Below are 17,195 nucleotides of genomic sequence, written 5' to 3' on the forward strand. Positions count from 1 at the left end.
CGCCGGTCGTGCACTCCGCGGCACGCGGAGCACCAGCGTCAGGGTGCCGGGACGCGGAAGGCCGTCAGTGGGCGGTGCGGACGCCGACGAGGTCGTGCACGAGCACCGCGGCGGCGCGGGCACCCTGGCCGGCGGCGACGATGAGCTGCTGCGGACCCGGCGAGGCGGCATCCCCTGCGGCGTACAACCCCGAGACAGACGTGCGCCCGGAGCGATCGGTGACGAGATTGCCGAACTCATCGCGGTCGAGCTCGATGCCGCCGATGAAATCGAGTGCCGGATGCCACTGCGGCCGCACGAAGCCGCCGTCGATCTCGACGCGTGTGCCGTCGACGAGCCGCACGGCCGACACTGCGCCGCGGTCGCCTTCGAGGTCGTCGATCGCCCGTCTCTCGACCACGATCCCGGATGCCGCGAGCTCCGCCTCTTCGACCGTGTCGACGGCATCCGACCCGTTGGTGAAGACGGTGAGCCGGTCGGTCCAGCGGGCGATCAGCCGGGCGCGCGCGGCGAGATCGGGCGTCTCGCCGATCAGTGCCAGCGGACGGTCCTGCAGCTCCCAGGCGTCGCACGCGGCGCAGCTGAAGATCGTCATGCCGTAGAACGCGCGCAGGCCCGGGATATCGGGCAGGGTCTCACGGAGCCCTGTGGCCACGAGCACGGATCGGGCCGCGACGGCGGGCGGGATGCCGGAGCCCCGGCCGTGCAGGGCGGCGATGAAGCGCAGCCCGTCATCGCCCGCGTTCTCCAGCAGCGCCGTGACGACGGTGCGATCGAGCACGCGCACGTTCGGGTAGGCGGCGAGCTCGGCGCGGGCGAGCTTGCGCAGCTCGAGCGGCGAGACGCCGTCGCGGGTGAGGAAGCCGTGCGAGCGCAGCGTGGCGGCGTTGCGCGGACGCCCGGCGTCGACCAGCACGACCGAGGCGCGAGCGCGTCCGAGGTTGAGGGCGGCCGAGAGTCCGGCGGGTCCCCCGCCGATGATGACGACGTCGACCTCGGTGCTCGATGGCACCGTCGAGTCCGCCGCGGGAAGGGGGTCAGTCATGGCCGTCTCCTTGGGGAGGAAGCGCCGCGACGACCGGGTGGTCCTTCGCGATGACGCCGGTCTTGGCCGCACCGCCGGGCGACCCGATGTCGTCGAAGAACTCGACGTTCGCGGTGTAGTAGTCCTGCCATTCCTCGGGCAGGTCGTCCTCGTAGTAGATCGCCTCGACCGGGCACACCGGCTCGCAGGCGCCGCAGTCGACGCACTCGTCGGGGTGGATGTACAGCGACCGCTCGCCCTCGTAGATGCAGTCCACCGGGCACTCGTCGATGCAGGCGCGGTCCTTCACATCGACGCACGGCAGGGCGATCACATACGTCACCGGACGAGCACTCCCCGTGAGATGCCGACCTGCTCGTCGCGCGGCACGACTTTGACGCGCTCGCGCGTGTGCTCGTGGTTCGCGCCGAGGTCGCGCTCGTGCGCGTCGAGGGCGAGCCAGCCGTCCCACGTCGTGTACGCGACCTCGCGCTCGTCGAGCACCTCGAGCACGTCGCCGTCCACGGTCGGGGCCGAGAGGCGCCCGGCCTCGACGTCCGACACGAGGTGCGCGATCGTCTCCATCGCGTCGGACTTCGTGTGGCCGATGAGGCCGACCGGCCCGCGCTTGATCCAGCCGGTGGCGTAGAGGCCTGGAATCACCGGGGCCTCGATGTCGCCCGTGGTCGCGGCGTCCGTCACCCGTCCTTCGACGTTCGAGACGACGCCGGCCTTCTCGTCGAACGGGGCGTCGATCACCGGGGTGCCGTAGTAGCCGACGGCGCGGTAGACCTGCTGCACCGCGATCTCGCGGAACTCGCCGGTGCCGCGCACACGGCCGTCGCCGACGGGTTCGGTGCGCTCGAAGCGCACACCCTCCACGCGGCCGTCGCCGAGGACCTCGACGGGCGAGTGGTAGAAGTGCAGGTGCAGCCGGCGGCTCGCACCGGTCGACGGCCGCGTGCGCCAGCTGTTCAGGACCCGCAGCATGACCTTGAGCTGGTTGTTGGCCGCGTTCGCCGGGTCGGCGTCGACGAAGTCCTCGTCGTGCACGACGATGTCGACGTTCGGCACCTCGCCGAGTTCACGCAGCTCGATGGGCGTGAACTTGATGTGGGCGGGGCCTCGCCGGCCGAAGACGTGGACGTCGGTGACGGCGGATGCTTCGAGGCCGGCCAGTACGTTGTCGGCGATCTCGGTGGAGCGCAGGTCGACGGCGTGCTTCGCGAGCACGCGGGCGACGTCGAGCGCGACGTTGCCGTTTCCTATGACGGCGACCTCGCGCTGATCGAGGGTCCACTCGGTCGGCACGTCGGGGTGGCCGTCGAACCAGGCCACGAAGTCGGCGGCGCCGTACGAGCCCGGCAGGTCGATGCCGGGGATGTCGAGGGCGGCGTCGCGGATGGCGCCGGTCGCGATGATCACGGCGTCGTAGCGCTCCTGCAGCTCGGCGAGCGAGATGTCGCGGCCGACCTCGACGTTGCCGATAAACCGCGTGGTGCCGGCGTCGAGCATCTCGTGCAGCGAGTTGACGATGCCCTTGATGCGCGGGTGGTCGGGAGCGACGCCGTAGCGGATGAGGCCGTACGGCGCGGGCAGCGACTCGAACAGGTCGATCGACACGGATCCGCCGGCCTCGACGACCGAGTTCGTGAGGATGTTGCCGGCGTAGATCCCGGCGGGGCCGGCGCCGACGATGGCGACGCGGAGGTTCTGGAGGCTCGAAGAAGTCACAGTGGGGTTCTTTCGGGTCAGGCGGAGGGAGCGCGGGCGCGGTCGGTCAGGTGCGCGGGCTGCGCTCGGGAGTGAGCGGGTCGTACGAGGAGAGATCGAGCGTGGCCAGCGCCGCAGGTGCGTACGGGCTGAGCCGAACGACGTCGCCGACCACCACGACGGCGGGGGAGCGGATGCCGCGGGCCGCCGCCTGGTGGGCGATCGTGGAGAGCGTTCCCACCGTCACCCGCTGACGCGGGCCGAAGCCGTCCTCGACGACGGCGACGGGGCAGTCGCCGCCGCGCTCGCCACGGGCCAGCGTGATCGCGGAGTTCGCGAGCGTCGCGATCCCCATCAGCAGCACGACGGTGTGGTCGCGGCCGCCGCTGAGCGACTCGATCTGGTCGTGGGCGGTTGCGACGGTGAACGCGGTCGCCACACCGCGGTGGGTGAGCGGGATGCCGGCGATCGCGGGCACCGAGATGGCGCTCGTGATGCCGGGGACGACCTCGACGGACACTCCCGCGTCCTGGCAGGCGGCCAGCTCTTCGCCGCCGCGGCCGAACACGTACGGGTCGCCGCCCTTGAGGCGGACGACGGTCTTGCCGTCGTGGGCGAGCTGGACGAGGAGGGCGTTGATGGCGTCCTGGGGCACGGCGTGGTGGCCCGGCTGCTTGCCGACGTCGACGACCTCGCCGCGCAGCACCACGCCGTCGGCGGTGAGGCCGTCGAGCACGGCGCGGGCGCCCAGCCGGTCGGCCACGATGACGTCGGCGGCCTCGAGGGCGCGGAGCCCCTTGATGGTGAGGAGCCCCGCGTCGCCGGGTCCGGCGCCCACGAGCCACACCTTGCCGGCGGTGTCCGACGTGGGCTCTCCAGGCTTCGCAGAATCGCGTCGGGCTCGCAGGTTCTCGGCAGATTTCTCCGAGGTTCGTGCGGATCTGCGAGATTCGGATGCGGGAACCCGCCCGTCGAAGCCCGTCATCGCGCGCCTCCCGTGACGAGCAAGCCTCGGCGCTTCAGCATCCGTCGCTCCAGCGGTCCGAAGAAGACCAGCTCGATGAGCACGCCGATCGCGAGGATCACCAGGATCGTGCCGAGGACTCCGGCGAGGTCGGCGAGCTCGCGGCTGTTCTGCAGCATCGTGCCCAGGCCGAAGCCGATCGTGCCGCCGACGGTGATGATCTCGGCGGCCATCAGCGAGCGCCACGAGAAGGCCCAGCCCTGCTTGAGCCCGGCGAGGTAGCCGGGGAGCGCGGCGGGCAGGATCACCGCGGTCGCGAGCTGCCACCGCGAGGCGCCCAGCACGGTGCCGACCCGGCGCAGCTGCGGCGGCACCTGCTCGATGCCGGCGATCAGCCCGTTGACGATCGAAGGGATCGCGCCCATCAGGATGACGAAGTAGACGGTGGCGTCCGACAGGCCGAACCAGATGATGGCGGCCGGCACCCATGCGACCGAGGGCAGCACCTGCAGCCCGGAGATGATGGGGCCGACGGCGCGGCGGATGGGACGCACCTCGGCGAGCAGCAGGCCGATGGGCGTGCCGACGACGATGGCGATGAGGAAGCCGATGACACCGCGCTCGAGGCTGGTCGCGACGGCCTCCTGCAGGCGACCGGATTCCCAGGCCAGGCCGAGTGCGTTCCAAACGTCCACGGGGCCGGGCACGATGTCGGGCCGCGGCTGCGCGATGACGACGTAGAGCTGCCACGCGACGATGAGGATGATGACGAAGAGGATCGGCGGCACGACGCTCGTCGCGAACCGGCGCCATGGGCCGGGCCCGCGCTCGGCATCCGTCTGGAGGCTGTCGAGACCGGCGGCGAGGCTGCGCAGGTCATCGGGGATCACGGTGGTCTGGTCGCCGGACCCTCGTGCGAGGGTGGTTGTGGTGTCACGCGGCATTGCGGCGGATCTCCTTCCGCAGCTGGTCGGTGATCTCCACCGACAGGGCGGCGACCTCGGGCGACTCGATGCGGCGGCCGGTCGTCTTCGCGATGGTCCACTCCTGAACGATGCGGCCGGGGCGGCTGCCCATCAGCACGACGCGCTGGCCGAGTCGCGCGGCCTCGCGCACGTTGTGCGTGACGAAGACGATGGTGCGGCCGGTGGCCCGCCAGACGCGCTCGAGCTCCTCGTGCAGGAGGTCGCGGGTGATCGCGTCGAGCGCGGCGAACGGCTCGTCCATGAGCAGCACCGGACGGTCCTGGGCGAGAGCCCGGGCCAGCGCCACGCGCTGGCGCATGCCGCCCGACAGCTCGTGCGGGCGCTTCTCGGCGGCGTCGGCCAGGTTGACGGCGTCCAGCAGCGTCAGCGCCTTCTCGCGGCGTTCCCCGCGGGGGACGCCGCGCAGGCGCAGCGCCAGCTCGACGTTGCGGCGCGCGGTGAGCCACGGCATGAGCGCCGACTCCTGGAACATGACGGCCGCGCCCTCGGCCGGCGTCTCGATGCGTCCGGCGGTGGGCTTGTCGAGGTCCGCGATGAGGTTGAGGAGAGTCGACTTGCCGCATCCGGATGCGCCCAGCAGGCAGACGAACTCGCCCGGCGCGATGTCGAGCGACACGTCCTCGAGGACGACGGGTCCGGAGCCGAAGCGCTTGGAGACGCCGTCGATGCGCACCGCGGGTGCGGGTGCGGGTGCCGCTGCGGGCACGGGCGTGACGCTGTCGAAGCTGGGGCCGAGAGGGCTGCGGGGCGTCTCGCGGGCCTGCGCGCCGGCTTGCTCACGGGCCTGCGCGCCGGCTTGCCCGTGGGCAGGCGCGCCCGCCTCCGGGGTCGCCTGCGCGGCCCCGGAGGCGGATGCGGGAGCGGTGCTCATGTCAATCCTCGCCGAGCCCTGACGCCGAGACGGTGTCTTCGCCTTCGGCCTCGAGCTGCTTGTTCAGGAGGCGCAGATCGAAGAGGCCCTCGATCGAGCCCTGCTTCTGGGTGCCCGCTTCGATGCCGTTCTCGACGAGCGTCTCGAACGTGTCGGCGTGGGGGTCGACCGAGAACGTGACGTGCTCGAGCGCCCGCTGGATCACGGCTTCGTCCAGCGGCTTGCCGGTCTCCTTCTCGATGGCGCCGTTGATGACGCCCGGCGCCTCGTCGGGATTGTCGGCGATCCACTGCACAGCGGCCTCGTGACCCTTCAGCAGGTCGGCGACCACATCGGGGTGCTCGTCGAGGAACTCCTTGCGCACGAGGAGCACGGTGGTCGGGAACTCGCCGTCCTCCCACAGGTCGGCCTCGTCCTGCAGCACGTGAGCACCGGCGTCGAGCACCAGGCGCGACACCCACGGCTCGGGCAGCCACGCCCCGTCGAGCTCACCCTGCTGGAAGAGAGTCAGGGTCTGCGCGTTCTCGGTGGGCGTGACCTGCACGTCGCCGCCGCCGGAGGTGTCGGTCTCGAAGCCCTCGTCGGCCAGCCACTTGCGCAACGCGACGTCCTGCGTGTTGCCCAGCTGCGGCGACGCGAGCGTCGTGCCCGCGAGGTCGTCCGGCGAATCGATGCCCTCGCGCACGACGAGCGCCGCGCCGCCGGTAGCCGCTCCCGCGACGATGCGTGCGGACTCGCCGCCCGACTGGATGAACGTGTTGATCGACGGGTTCGGCCCGATGTACGTGGCGTCGATCGCGCCGGCCGACAGCGCCTCGATGGCGGCGGGACCGGCGTTGAACACCTGCGTGGTCACGTCGACGTCGCCCAGGGCGTCTTCGAACAGACCCTCTTCGAGGCCGACGAGAGCTGGCGCGTGGGTCACGTTGGCGAAGTAGCCGAGGCGCAATTCGTCGACCGGCGCGGCGGTCTCGCCGGTGCCGGCGTCCGCCGCGGCGGAGGCGCAGCCGGCCATCATGGCCGCCACGAGTCCCAGGGTTGTGATTGCGGTCGCGGTGCGGATTTTGTTCACGGTGTCGCCTCCTTCGGTTCGGGTGTTGCTCGGTGGGGTGGTGTGCGCGGCGGGAGAGCCCGCAGGCTCAGTCGCGCACGATGCCGGCGGCGAGTGTGGCGCCGTCGGACGGATGGATCACGAGGAACGAGCCCCCGTGGCGGCTGGTGCGGTACGGCTCGAGCGGCAGGTCGGCCGCCACTCGCAGCCGCACGCGGCCGATGTCGTTGGTTTCGAGCGTCTGCGCAGGCTCGTGCGTGAGCGCGTCGAGGTCGTAGCGGGACTCGATCTGCGCGACGATGGCCTGCACCGTCGCGGTGCCGTGCTTGATGAGGACACGGATGCCGGGGGTCAGCGCCCGCGCGTCGAGCTGGAACAGCTCGGCGTCGAACTCCCGCCGCGCCGCCGGCAGCGAGCCGGCCGCGACCACCAGTGCACCGCGCGCGGTGTCGATGTCGTCCTCGAACTCGAGCGAGACGGCCTGCGGGGCGGTCGCCTCTTCGACCTCGACGCCGGCGGAGCGGATGCCGGTGACAGTCGTCTCCCGGCCCGCCGGGAACACCTCCACCCGGTCGCCCACGCGGACGACGCCGCTCGAGATGCGGCCGGCGACGGCGCGGTAGTCGCGCAGTCGCTCGGCCTCGGCGGCATCGATGCCCGGGGCCAGTCCGCCCTGCGGACGCAGCACGAGCTGCACCGGAAGCCGCAGCGGCTCGAGCCTCTGCTCGAGCGCTTCGGCCGCAGGGAGCGTCTCGAGCAGCTCGAGCAGCGCCGGACCGTCGTACCAGGGCGTCCGCTCGGAGCGGTCCACGATGTTGTCGCCCTCGAGCGCCGAGACGGGCAGCACGTGCAGATCCTCGATGCCGAGCTCGGTCGCGACGGCGCGCGCCTGTGCGGCGACGTCGGCGAAGGCATCCGCCGAAAAGCCGATGAGGTCGATCTTGTTGACCGCGACGATCACGTGGGGCACGCGCAGCAGCGCCACGACGGCGAGGTGCCGCTTGGTCTGCTCGAGCACGCCCTTGCGGCCGTCGACCAGCACGATGACGGCGTCGGCGGTCGTCGCTCCGGTGACCATGTTGCGCGTGTACTGCACGTGTCCCGGGCAGTCGGCGAGGATGAACGACCGCGTGCCGGTCGAGAAATAGCGGTAGGCGACGTCGATCGTGATGCCCTGCTCGCGCTCGGCGCGCAGGCCGTCGGTCAGGAGGGCGAAGTCGAAGTCGCCGTGCGCGAAGCCGCGGTCGGCGGACGTGCGGGCGACCTGCTCGAGCTGATCGGCGAGGATCGCCTTCGAGTCGTGCAGCAGCCGGCCGACCAGCGTCGACTTGCCGTCGTCGACCGAACCCGCGGTCGCGAACCGGAACAGCGTGCCGGAGTCCGGTCGCCGCGCTTGCCGAAGGGCCCCTTCGACAAGCTCAGGCACCGAGCCATGGGCGGTGAGAACAGTCATCAGAAGTACCCGTCCTTCTTGCGGTCCTCCATGGCCGCCTCGCTGAGGCGGTCGTCGGCGCGGGTCGCGCCGCGCTCGGTGAGGGTGGAGACGGCGACCTCGGCGACGATCGCGGCGAGGTCCGCGGCATCCGATTCCACCGCTCCGGTGCAGCTCATGTCGCCGACGGTGCGGTAGCGCACGGTGCGGCGCTCGACGCGCTCGTTCTCGCGGGGCGGCGAGAACGGGCCGACGGGGCGCCACATGCCGTCGCGGGCGTAGACGTCGCGCTCGTGCGCGAAGTACAGCGGCGGCAGCGCGATGCCCTCGCGCTCGATGTAGCGCCAGACGTCGAGCTCGGTCCAGTTCGAGATCGGGAAGGCCCGCACGTGCTGGCCGGGCGTGTGGCGCCCGTTGTAGAGGCTCCACAGCTCGGGGCGCTGGTTGCGGGGATCCCACTGCCCGAACTCGTCGCGCAGCGAGATGATGCGCTCCTTGGCGCGGGCCTTGTCCTCGTCGCGGCGGGCGCCGCCGAACACGGCGTCGTGGCGGCCGGCGGCGATGGCGTCGAGCAGCGGCACCGTCTGCAGCGGGTTGCGGGTGCCGTCGGCGCGCTCCTGCAGGCGGCCGTCGTCGATGTAGTCCTGCACGCGGGCGACTTCCAGTCGGATGCCGAGCCGCTCCACGGTCTCGTCGCGGAAGGCCAGCACCTCGGGGAAGTTGTGCCCGGTGTCGACGTGCAGCACGGGGAACGGCACGCGGCCCGGCGCGAAGGCCTTGGTGGCCAGGTGCAGCACGACGACCGAGTCCTTGCCGCCGGAGAACAGCAGCACGGGGCGCTCGAACTCGGCCACGACCTCGCGGATGACGTGGATCGCCTCGGCCTCCAGCAGGTCGAGGGTCGAGAGCGCGGCTTCCGGTCGCTGCCCGTCGACAAGCTCGGGGACCGGTCGGGTGACGGTGGTGATGTCGGTCATTCGTGGAGCCCGCATTCGGTCTTCGAGAGCCCGGCCCAGCGGCCGGATCGGGGGTCTTCGCCGGCGGCGACCGGCTTCGTGCACGGCTCGCAGCCGATGGAGGGGTAGCCGAACCCGACGAGCAGGTTCACCGGCGCCTTGTGCGCGGCGGCGTAGGCGAGCACGTCGTCGAAGCTCCACGCCGCGACCGGGTTGACCTTGACGAGGCCGTTGCGCTCGTCCCACGTCACGAGGGGCGTGTTCGTGCGCGTGGGCGCCTCGTCGCGGCGGACGCCGGTGAACCACACCTCGTAACCGCCCAGGGCGTCCTGCAGCGGGGCGACCTTGCGGCGCGCGCAGCAGAGGCCCGGGTCGCGCGCGAAGAGCTGCGCGCCGAACTCGGCGTCCTGCTCGGCGACGGTCTGGTCAGGCGTGATGTCGACGATCCGCACGTCGAGTGCGCGCTGCACCTCGTCGCGCGTCGCGTAGGTCTCGGTGAAGTGGTAGCCGGTGTCGAGGAACAGCACGTCCACGCCGGGCAGCTGCTCGGCGACGAGGTGGGGGAGCGCGGCGTCGGCCATGGAGCAGGCGACGGCGGCGGCATCCGTCCCGAAGTTGCGCGCGACCCACGCGACGACCTCGGCGGCGGATGCCTCGTGGTCGGTGAGACTGCCGAGTTCCAGGTTGCCCTGCTCGGCGAGGGCCTTCAGCTCTTCGCGCGTGCGCTTGACGGCGACGCGGGGGGCGAGTGAGACGGTCACTGTCCCACCCCCTTTCCGCGAGAGAACACCGGGTGGACGAGGGGAAGGGAGCCACCCACCCCTTCGGCGACCCGCTGTACTCTCGCCGACCACGGGGCTGCCGCGCCGGGACGCGAGGGGAAACGGCGGGCGCTCACTGCAGCGCCTCCTCTTCGGCGCGGTGCGCCCACTGGGCGAACGTCTCGTCGGCCTCGCGGTCGGCGAGGAAGCGGGTCACGACGCGCTCGACGTAGTCGGCGATGCCGTCGGCGGCCACCTTGAGGCCGCGCACGGTACGACCGAGGCCGGGCTCGTCGCGGTCCTGCGAGGCGAGGCCGCCGCCCAGGTGCACCTGGTAGCCGGGCACCTGCTCGCCGTCGATGGTGACGAGCTGGCCCTTGAGTCCGATGTCGGCGGTCTGGATGCGCGCGCACGAGTTCGGGCATCCGTTGACGTGGAGCGAGATCGGATGCGGCAGCTCGAAGCCGTTGAGACGCTCTTCGAGGTCGAGCACGGCGGCGGTCGCGTTGACCTTGGTCTCGACGATCGCCAGCTTGCAGAACTCGATGCCGGTGCAGGCGATCGTGCCGCGGCGGATGAGGCTGGGACGCGCCTGCAGGCCGAGCGCGTCGAGCTCGGCGATCAACGGTTCGACGTTCTCGGCGGGCACGTCGAGGATCACGAGTTTCTGATGCGGCGTCGTGCGCAGTCGGCTCGAGCCGTGTGCCTCTATGACGTCGGCGAGCTTCGCGAGCGTCGGGCCCGAGACGCGGCCGACGATCGGCGTGACGCCGATGTAGAAGCGGCCGTCCTTCTGCTCGTGCACGCCGACGTGGTCGCCGGGGGTCGCGGGGGTCGGCGCGGCGGGGCCGTCGGGGAGCGCATAGCCGAGGTACTCGTCCTGCAGCACCTGCCGGAACTTCTCCGTGCCCCACTCGGCGAGGAGGAACTTCAGGCGCGCCTTGTTGCGCAGGCGCCGGTAGCCGTAGTCGCGGAAGATCTGCGTGACGCCGTGCCAGGCATCCGCCACCTGATCGGGCCGCACGAACGCGCCGAGGCGCTCGCCGAGACGCGGGGTGGTCGACAGCGCGCCGCCGACCCACAGGTCGTAGCCGACACCCAGCTCGGGGTGCTCGACCCCGACGAACGCGATGTCGTTGATCTCGTGGACGACATCCTGGCTCGGGTGCCCGGTGATCGCCGACTTGAACTTGCGCGGCAGGTTGGCCAGGGTCTCGTCGCCCAGGAAGCGGGCGGTGATCTCGTGGATCTGCGGCGTCGGATCGATGAGCTCGTCGGCGGCGATGCCCGCGACCGGCGAGCCGAGGATCACGCGCGGCACGTCGCCGCACGCCTCGGTGGTCTGCAGGCCCACGGCCTCGAGGCGGCGCCAGATCTCGGGCACGTCCTCGACGCGGATCCAGTGCAGCTGGATGTTCTGGCGGTCGGTGATGTCGGCGGTGTCGCGGCCGAACTCGGTCGAGATGCCGGCGATCACGCGCAGCTGCGCAGTGGTCAGCTGGCCGCCGTCGATGCGCACCCGCAGCATGAAGAACTCGTCCTCGAGCTCTTCGGGGGTCAGGGTCGCGGTGCGGCCGCCGTCGATCCCGGGCTTGCGCTGGGTGTACAGACCCCACACGCGGAACCGGCCGTGCAGGTCGGTCGGGTCGATGGAGGCGAAGCCGCCCTTCGAGTAGGTCTGCTCGATGCGGTCGCGAACGCTGAGGCCGTTGTCGACCTGCTTCCACTCCTCGTTGCCGTTGAGCGGCGCGGTGCCGTCGATCTTCCACTGGCCGTTCGGCTTGGACGACGCCCGCGGCGGTCGCACGGCGGCGCGCGGGCGGTCCGACGCAGCGTGCGCTTCGGTTTCGCTGATGGTCACGGTGGCCTCCGGGTGATCCCGGGCGTCCCCGGGGCGGACTCTAACGAGTCCATTCCGTGAGGCTAGAAGCGAGCGGCCCGGGGGCCTATCCGAACGTCAAGAGCCGTTAACCGGCGTAACGGGGCGTCACACAGTTGCGGGTCGGCGCGTTTGTGGACTCAGTCCGACAAGCCGGCGGCCGCGCGGTAGCGATCGACGACGATGTCGACGAGGGATGCCGGTGGCTCGTCGTCGCCGAGGAGCGGCGGCGCCACCGGGGCACCGGCCGCCATCCGCACGGCCAGATCGTGGAAGTAGCCCGGCGCGAGGAGGTAGTCCGCCACCACGGTGCGCGCACCCGGTGCCGCAGCGGCCTCCGCCACCGCGACATCGAGGCGCGGTTCGGCGGCCGCGAGGAAGCCGACCGACACCTCGCGCCCGAGGCGTTCGCCGAGCATCCTCGCGGTGACGCGGCAGTCCTCGTTCGCGCGGTCGTCGCTGGAACCCGCGACGGCGAGCACGAGAGCGTCGTCGGCCGTCGGGGCAAGCGGCGCGAGGCGTGCCAGGAGCGCATCCACGAGCCGGGGGTCGGGGCCGAGCGCCGGGGCGATGACGACGCCCTCCCGGCCCGCGGTCTGGGCGATGAGATCGACGCGGACGTGGTAGCCGGCAGACAGCAGCAGGGGCACGATCACGACGGGCGTGCCCTGCGGGATCGCGTCGAGGGATGCCGCGACATCGGGCTGCTGAACGTCCACGTGCCCGAGGCGCACGGTGACATCGGGGAGCCGTCGTGCGACGGCATCCACCAGCCCTGCGACGGCCGCCTGGCCGGCGGGCGAGGCCGTGCCGTGCGAGATGGCGAGGAGCGCGGGGGTCGGTGTCACGCCCCCATTGTGCCCGCCGCGTGTGACGCGCGTGTATCGCGCCGCCGGTCTCGCCGCCTTCTCACCGCCCCCCTCGCCCCCGTGTGCAAGAACCGCGAAAGGGTGGATTTCCGCACGTTCGGATGTGCGGAAACCTACCCTCTCGCGGTTCCGGATGCCGGGCCTCAGGCGGCGCCGGCCTCCCGGCCTCGTGCGAAACCGGCGTCGAAGCCGCGCTCGTACGCGTGCTGCGTACGGCGGCCGCCGTGGCCGTGGCCCCGACCGTGGTCGCCATGGTGGCGGGGATCGCCGTGGTGACGGTGGTCGCCCTGGTCGTCGCCCTCGTGGTCGCGGTGGCTGTCGCCGGCGTGCGGTTGGTGGCCGGCGCAATCGTGCTCGCCGTAGCCGCGCATCGGCTCGTCGAAGCGCTCGGCCGGGCGGCCGGGGCGCCCGGGAGCGAAGCCGCGGTGGCGATTGTGCCCGTAGCCGTCGTGGATGTCGGGATCGAACGGGCGCGGACGTCCGCCGAACCCCGGCCCCCAGCCCGGTCCGAAGCCGTGGCCGCGGAACTCCGGTCCGAAGGCCGGGGCGCCGCGGCGGCCGAGGCCCGGCCGTCCGAAGCCGCCGAAACCTCCGAAGCCGCGCTCGCGTCCGGCCGTGCTCTCATCCCAGCCGAGCCCGCGGGCGACCGCCTCGAGCGAGGCCGTCAGCGCGGCATACGCCTCGTCGTCGCCGACCGCGGTGACGACCCGCGAGCGGATGCCGTCGACGATGGCGCCGATGCGCTCCTTCTCGGAGCGGCCGAGGTCGGTGAGCGCCCACGTTCCGTCGCCCTGCTCGACGGCCCAGCCGCGCTCCTCGAGGCCGCGCAGGCGCTTGCCCTTGCGGGCGAGGCGCTCACGGAACCCGGGAGCGTCGACGTCGCCCGAGAGCACGTTCAGCAGCATCCAGTCACGGCGGGTGACGCCTTCTGCCTCGAGCGCTGTCGCGAACTCGCGCGTCAGCAGTCCGTCGACCACACGCAGCCAGTAGCCCAGCGGGCGGCGGTCGGCGGGGCGGGGAGCCCCGGTCTCGTTCTCGTTGTCGTTCTCTTCGTTGTCAGTGATGTCGTTCATGTATGAAGTCCTTTGGGGAGGGGCGGCATGAGAAGCCGCCGCGTTTTACATGTCGAAGTGCATGTACATGCAGTGTGACATGTACTTGGGATGCATGTCAAGTCACATGTAAGTTGGATGCATGCCGTCCACTCCCGACGACCCCTCCGACGCCATCGCGGCCGCTCTCGCCCGGCTGCGCGGGCGGCGCATGCCCCGCCCACCCTGGGCCGATGCTGCGGGCCCGCACAGCGGGGGGCCGCATTCCCACGGTCATGCGGGACCTCACGGCGCCCACGGGCACGGCGGACCGCACGGCGTCGACGCCGATCACGGCGAGCACGCCCCGGATCACGGTCACGGCGACGACATCCGAGGCTTCGCAGGCCGCGGGGGGCGCGGCGGTCCGTGGGGCCGCGGTGGCGTCCCGGGGTTCGGCGGACCGCCCGGGTTCGGGGGACCGCCGTGGGGCGGCGCCGGCCGCATCGGCGGGCCCGCACGCCTGCGCCTGCTCGAGGCGCTGGCCGCGGCATCCCACCCGCTCTCGGTGGGTGAGATCGCCGACGCGGTGGGTGTCGATCAGCCCCGCGCGTCGCGCCTGGTGCAGCAGGCGGTCGAGCTCGAGCTCGCCCGTCGCGAAGCAGACCCCGACGACGCCCGCCGCACGCGGGTGGCGCTGACGGATGCCGGCACCCGGCTCGTGCGCGGCTTCCGCGGGGAGCGGCGCGAGGCCATGGACGCGGCACTCGCGGCGTTCACCGACGACGAGCGCGCCGAGCTCGCCCGCCTGCTCACCAAGCTTGCCGACTCCTGGCCCGGGGCGTCGTAGCCGCGGGCCAGGGCGGTCGGGTCAGAAGCTCGTGACGAGATCGCCGAGGACGGCTTCGAGCTTGGACGGGTCGGTCGCGTCGTAGTAGTGCGCGCCGGTCGCGCTGGAGATCGACTGCAGGGTCGCCACGTCGGCATCGGCTCCGTAGGCGAGCGTGAAGATCAGCACCGGTGTCGCGTGGTGCATGTCCTTGAGGTTCGCCAGCATCTGGTCGGCGCCGATGGTCGGGGCGTTGGGCGTGTCGTTCTCACCGTCGCTGAGCAGCACGATCGCGTTGATGTGGTCGCTCGTCCAGGAGGCCGCCTGCTGTGCGGCGAACGTGTCGACCGCCTGGTACAGGGGCGTGTCGCCCATCGAGCTGAGTCCGCCCAGGGCGCCGAGGAACCCGTCGCGGGACGTTCCGATGTCGGCGACCGGCGAGACCAGGCCCGGCAGCATCGCACCGTCCGGCCCTTGCGCGAACGCGGCGAGGCCGACGTCGTCGCCGGTGGTGAAGTGCCCGAGCGCCGCCTCGATGGCCTTGCGAGCCTGAGCGAGCTTCGTGTCGCCCGCGGGGATGGGCTCGTCCATCGATCCCGAGACGTCGAGCAGGAACAGCACGTTCGCGCGCTTGCGCACCTCGGGGAACGACGCCTGCACGGCCGTCACGACGTCGGCGGCGGGGAACGCCAGCGTGCCGCGCTGCGCGGCCTCCAGCTGGCCGACCTTCTCGACGCTCTCGTCGAGCGCGCGGTTGAGGTCGCGGTAGCCGGCGGCGCGTACGGCCGACTGGCCCTGCGCGGTGTGCGTGAAGCGGATGAAGTCGGCAGCGGCCTCCGCCTCGACCGGATCGATCCATTCGCCGGTGAGACGCATCACCGGGTTGTCGGCGGAGTAGTAGCCGTCGGCCGGGTAGATCGGCACGAGCTGCTCCGACGGCGGCTCGCCCTGCGTCCGGGTGATGCCGTCACGGCTGGTGATGCCGCGGTTGTAGTCCCACACCGACTTCTCGTCGACGATGACCGCCGAGAGGAAGTCGGCGGTGGAACCGGAGGCCTCGGCCTGGCGCGCGTGCCACAGGAAGTGCTCGGGGGTGGCCATGTAGTGGCTGGTGGCCGTCTCGTTCTGGTGCACCTCGGCCTGCACGGCGGGATCCTGCACCTGAGCGGCGGTGAGCTCGGCCAGCGACCCTGCGGCCGTGCCGTACGAGGCGTACATCGCGGCCTCGCCCGAGGTGGCCATCAGCGGGCTGGTCTTGCCGAGCTTGAATGCTCCCCATTCGGGATGGCCGAGACCGCTCCACAGGTCGGGGTCGCCGGCGGCCTCGAAGATGGCGCTCCACGTCGGGGCCTCGGCATCCCATCCGATGGTCTCGGCCAGGTTCTCGGGCATGGCGATCACGACGTCCGAGATGGCGACGCTGGTGCCTTCGGCGCGCAGGTTGGTGGCGCCCTGCGACTGGGCGACATCCACCCATGTCGACGAATCCGGCAGCCACACGGTGGGCTTCTGGTCGCCGGGCAGGCTCGGGAACCCGGTGGCCACCGCCGCGGCGGCCACGCCCGACTTGTCCTTCGTGGTCGTCACCGTCACGCACGAGCCCGCGACATTGCGGGGCTGGCTGTTGTAGGCGGCGGCGAGGCCCTCCACCATCTCGGCGTTCTCGAACGATGACAGCACGCTCACGGTCGCGCACGGCTGAGCGCCCGCGGTCGCGGCAGGCTCATCCTGCGGGAACTCGATCGGCTCGACGACGGCGGGTGCCGCCGGCGCGGGGTCCTCCGCCGCAGGCTCGGCGTCGGCGAGGTTCGAGACGATCGCGTACGACACGGTGCTGATCGAACCGACCAGCACGACGATGCCGACGACGGTGGTCCACATCAGCATCTGGCGGCGGCGCTTGCGGCGGCGCTCACGGCGCTGCTCGATCGCCGACGGCGCCGTCGGCTGGGACGGCTTCGTCGCCGAGGGGGCTGCGGAGAAGGCGGGACTGGAAGCGGTGGGCGACGCTGCCGGAAGGGCGGCGGTCGTCGGTTGGGAGGACTGGCCACGGCGGGGTCCGGGCGCGTCCTCGTCGCCGCGCGTGCGATCGCGCATGGGCATCCTCGAGGTCGATGCGGCCGTGAGGCCGGGCGGGGGGTCACCGGCCGGGTAGTCCGGTAAGGCTTGAGCCTAACCCGCTCGCGGTTGCGAGGCGAGGGTGAGGACGCCGAGAGATCACCGTGAGGCGGTGTTCAGCATCCCGATCAGCACCGCGGTCCACCACGCCGACTGCGACACGACCGCACTCCACACACACCATGCCTGCAGCTTCCGCGGGAGCGCCGCGAACCGCACGCCGCTGGGAAGCCGGGCCAGTTCATCGGTCAGTCGCGTCATCCCGACCCCGTTCATCGCGGCGACGAGGACGGCGATCATCTTGATCGCCGTGAGCGGCTGGCCGAGATCCGGCTGCAGGAAGGCACCGGTGCCGAGCAGCCCGACGATGCCGAGCCACGCGAGCCCGCTCACCGTGCGCTCCACGCGGCGGAGGTCGTCCAGCCCGGCGCGGCGCAGCATCCAGAGCAGTCCGCTCATCTCGAGGAGCACCGCGGCGCCGAGCCCGACGATCACCGACGCGAGGTGGCCGAAGAGCGCAGGAGCGTGCAGCCACGCGGGGGGAGCGACGGTGGTGCCGATCCACAGCGAGACGAGCATCGCCAGCAGCACGCCCCAGTACCCGACCGCGCGGCGATGACGTGCGGCGCGTCGGCGCTCGGCGAGTCGTCGGGGGGTGCGAGGGATCGACACGGTGCCTCTCGGGATTCGGCTGCAGCGCGGGAAAGCGCG

The 17,195-nt window shown here is 71.9% G+C and carries 16 protein-coding genes; 1 reads left to right on the top strand and 15 read right to left on the bottom strand.

The window, feature by feature from the left end:
- Nucleotides 1-64 precede the first annotated feature (64 nt).
- The 13 genes from Q9R08_RS04080 to Q9R08_RS04140 all read right to left on the bottom strand — a co-directional run bounded on the left by Q9R08_RS04080 (nt 65) and on the right by Q9R08_RS04140 (nt 13,579).
- On the bottom strand, nt 65-1,045 hold the full coding sequence (locus tag Q9R08_RS04080) for an NAD(P)/FAD-dependent oxidoreductase (protein WP_308866552.1): 981 nt from the start codon (nt 1,043-1,045) through the stop codon (nt 65-67).
- The gene (fdxA, locus tag Q9R08_RS04085; RefSeq protein WP_308866553.1) at nt 1,038-1,367 is read right to left on the bottom strand and encodes a ferredoxin; all 330 of its coding nucleotides are present in this window, start codon (nt 1,365-1,367) and stop codon (nt 1,038-1,040) included. Before fdxA ends, Q9R08_RS04080 begins: the two co-directional genes overlap by 8 nt.
- Nucleotides 1,364-2,758: an FAD-dependent oxidoreductase gene (locus Q9R08_RS04090; RefSeq protein WP_308866554.1), complete on the bottom strand. Its 1,395-nt coding sequence runs from the start codon at nt 2,756-2,758 to the stop codon at nt 1,364-1,366. The genes fdxA and Q9R08_RS04090 overlap by 4 nt, the downstream gene beginning before the upstream one ends.
- A 46-nt stretch (nt 2,759-2,804) precedes the next feature.
- Entirely contained in the window at nt 2,805-3,584 is a 780-nt protein-coding gene (gene cobA / locus Q9R08_RS04095; protein WP_308866555.1) for a uroporphyrinogen-III C-methyltransferase, read from the bottom strand.
- Between the two features lie 134 nt (nt 3,585-3,718).
- Nucleotides 3,719-4,645, bottom strand: a complete 927-nt coding sequence (locus tag Q9R08_RS04100; RefSeq protein ID WP_308866556.1) for an ABC transporter permease — start codon at nt 4,643-4,645, stop codon at nt 3,719-3,721.
- The gene (locus Q9R08_RS04105; RefSeq protein WP_308866658.1) at nt 4,635-5,360 is read right to left on the bottom strand and encodes an ABC transporter ATP-binding protein; all 726 of its coding nucleotides are present in this window, start codon (nt 5,358-5,360) and stop codon (nt 4,635-4,637) included. Before Q9R08_RS04105 ends, Q9R08_RS04100 begins: the two co-directional genes overlap by 11 nt.
- Before the next feature lie 199 nt (nt 5,361-5,559).
- The gene (locus tag Q9R08_RS04110) at nt 5,560-6,630 is read right to left on the bottom strand and encodes an ABC transporter substrate-binding protein (RefSeq protein ID WP_308866557.1); all 1,071 of its coding nucleotides are present in this window, start codon (nt 6,628-6,630) and stop codon (nt 5,560-5,562) included.
- Nucleotides 6,631-6,697: 67 nt separating this feature from the next.
- Nucleotides 6,698-8,062, bottom strand: a complete 1,365-nt coding sequence (locus tag Q9R08_RS04115; protein ID WP_308866558.1) for a sulfate adenylyltransferase subunit 1 — start codon at nt 8,060-8,062, stop codon at nt 6,698-6,700.
- A complete protein-coding gene (gene cysD, locus Q9R08_RS04120) occupies nt 8,062-9,018 on the bottom strand; it encodes a sulfate adenylyltransferase subunit CysD (protein ID WP_308866560.1) in 957 nt (318 codons plus the stop codon). The genes Q9R08_RS04115 and cysD overlap by 1 nt, the downstream gene beginning before the upstream one ends.
- On the bottom strand, nt 9,015-9,758 hold the full coding sequence (locus Q9R08_RS04125; protein WP_308866561.1) for a phosphoadenylyl-sulfate reductase: 744 nt from the start codon (nt 9,756-9,758) through the stop codon (nt 9,015-9,017). The genes cysD and Q9R08_RS04125 overlap by 4 nt, the downstream gene beginning before the upstream one ends.
- Nucleotides 9,759-9,891: 133 nt before the next feature.
- Entirely contained in the window at nt 9,892-11,619 is a 1,728-nt protein-coding gene (locus tag Q9R08_RS04130; RefSeq protein ID WP_418001309.1) for a nitrite/sulfite reductase, read from the bottom strand.
- Nucleotides 11,620-11,777: 158 nt separating this feature from the next.
- Complete coding sequence (locus Q9R08_RS04135) at nt 11,778-12,485, bottom strand: sirohydrochlorin chelatase (RefSeq protein WP_308866562.1); 708 nt, start codon at nt 12,483-12,485, stop codon at nt 11,778-11,780.
- Nucleotides 12,486-12,649: 164 nt separating this feature from the next.
- Complete coding sequence (locus Q9R08_RS04140; RefSeq protein ID WP_308866563.1) at nt 12,650-13,579, bottom strand: hypothetical protein; 930 nt, start codon at nt 13,577-13,579, stop codon at nt 12,650-12,652.
- Between the two features lie 121 nt (nt 13,580-13,700).
- Between Q9R08_RS04140 and Q9R08_RS04145 the strand changes: the two genes are divergently transcribed.
- Nucleotides 13,701-14,387 (top strand): MarR family winged helix-turn-helix transcriptional regulator, encoded by a 687-nt coding sequence (locus tag Q9R08_RS04145; RefSeq protein WP_308866564.1) that lies wholly within the window; start codon nt 13,701-13,703, stop codon nt 14,385-14,387.
- A gap of 21 nt (nt 14,388-14,408) precedes the next feature.
- Here Q9R08_RS04145 and Q9R08_RS04150 read toward each other — a convergent pair whose 3' ends face one another.
- On the bottom strand, nt 14,409-16,463 hold the full coding sequence (locus tag Q9R08_RS04150) for a vWA domain-containing protein (RefSeq protein WP_308866565.1): 2,055 nt from the start codon (nt 16,461-16,463) through the stop codon (nt 14,409-14,411).
- A gap of 120 nt (nt 16,464-16,583) precedes the next feature.
- Nucleotides 16,584-17,156 (bottom strand): hypothetical protein, encoded by a 573-nt coding sequence (locus Q9R08_RS04155; RefSeq protein ID WP_308866566.1) that lies wholly within the window; start codon nt 17,154-17,156, stop codon nt 16,584-16,586.
- Nucleotides 17,157-17,195 lie beyond the last annotated feature (39 nt).

Source organism: Microbacterium psychrotolerans (assembly GCF_031085295.1).
In the GTDB taxonomy this organism is placed as follows: Bacteria; Actinomycetota; Actinomycetes; order Actinomycetales; family Microbacteriaceae; genus Microbacterium; species Microbacterium psychrotolerans.

Bases quoted from the DNA above. Each gene is read 5' to 3' on its own strand.
- Q9R08_RS04080 (WP_308866552.1), bottom strand. From the start codon at position 1,045: ATGACTGACCCCCTTCCCGCGGCGGACTCGACGGTGCCATCGAGCACC.
- Q9R08_RS04100 (WP_308866556.1), bottom strand. From the start codon at position 4,645: ATGCCGCGTGACACCACAACCACCCTCGCACGAGGGTCCGGCGACCAG.
- Q9R08_RS04115 (WP_308866558.1), bottom strand. From the start codon at position 8,062: ATGACTGTTCTCACCGCCCATGGCTCGGTGCCTGAGCTTGTCGAAGGG.
- cysD (WP_308866560.1), bottom strand. From the start codon at position 9,018: ATGACCGACATCACCACCGTCACCCGACCGGTCCCCGAGCTTGTCGAC.
- Q9R08_RS04140 (WP_308866563.1), bottom strand. From the start codon at position 13,579: ATGAACGACATCACTGACAACGAAGAGAACGACAACGAGAACGAGACC.
- Q9R08_RS04145 (WP_308866564.1), top strand. From the start codon at position 13,701: ATGCCGTCCACTCCCGACGACCCCTCCGACGCCATCGCGGCCGCTCTC.
- Q9R08_RS04150 (WP_308866565.1), bottom strand. From the start codon at position 16,463: ATGCGCGATCGCACGCGCGGCGACGAGGACGCGCCCGGACCCCGCCGT.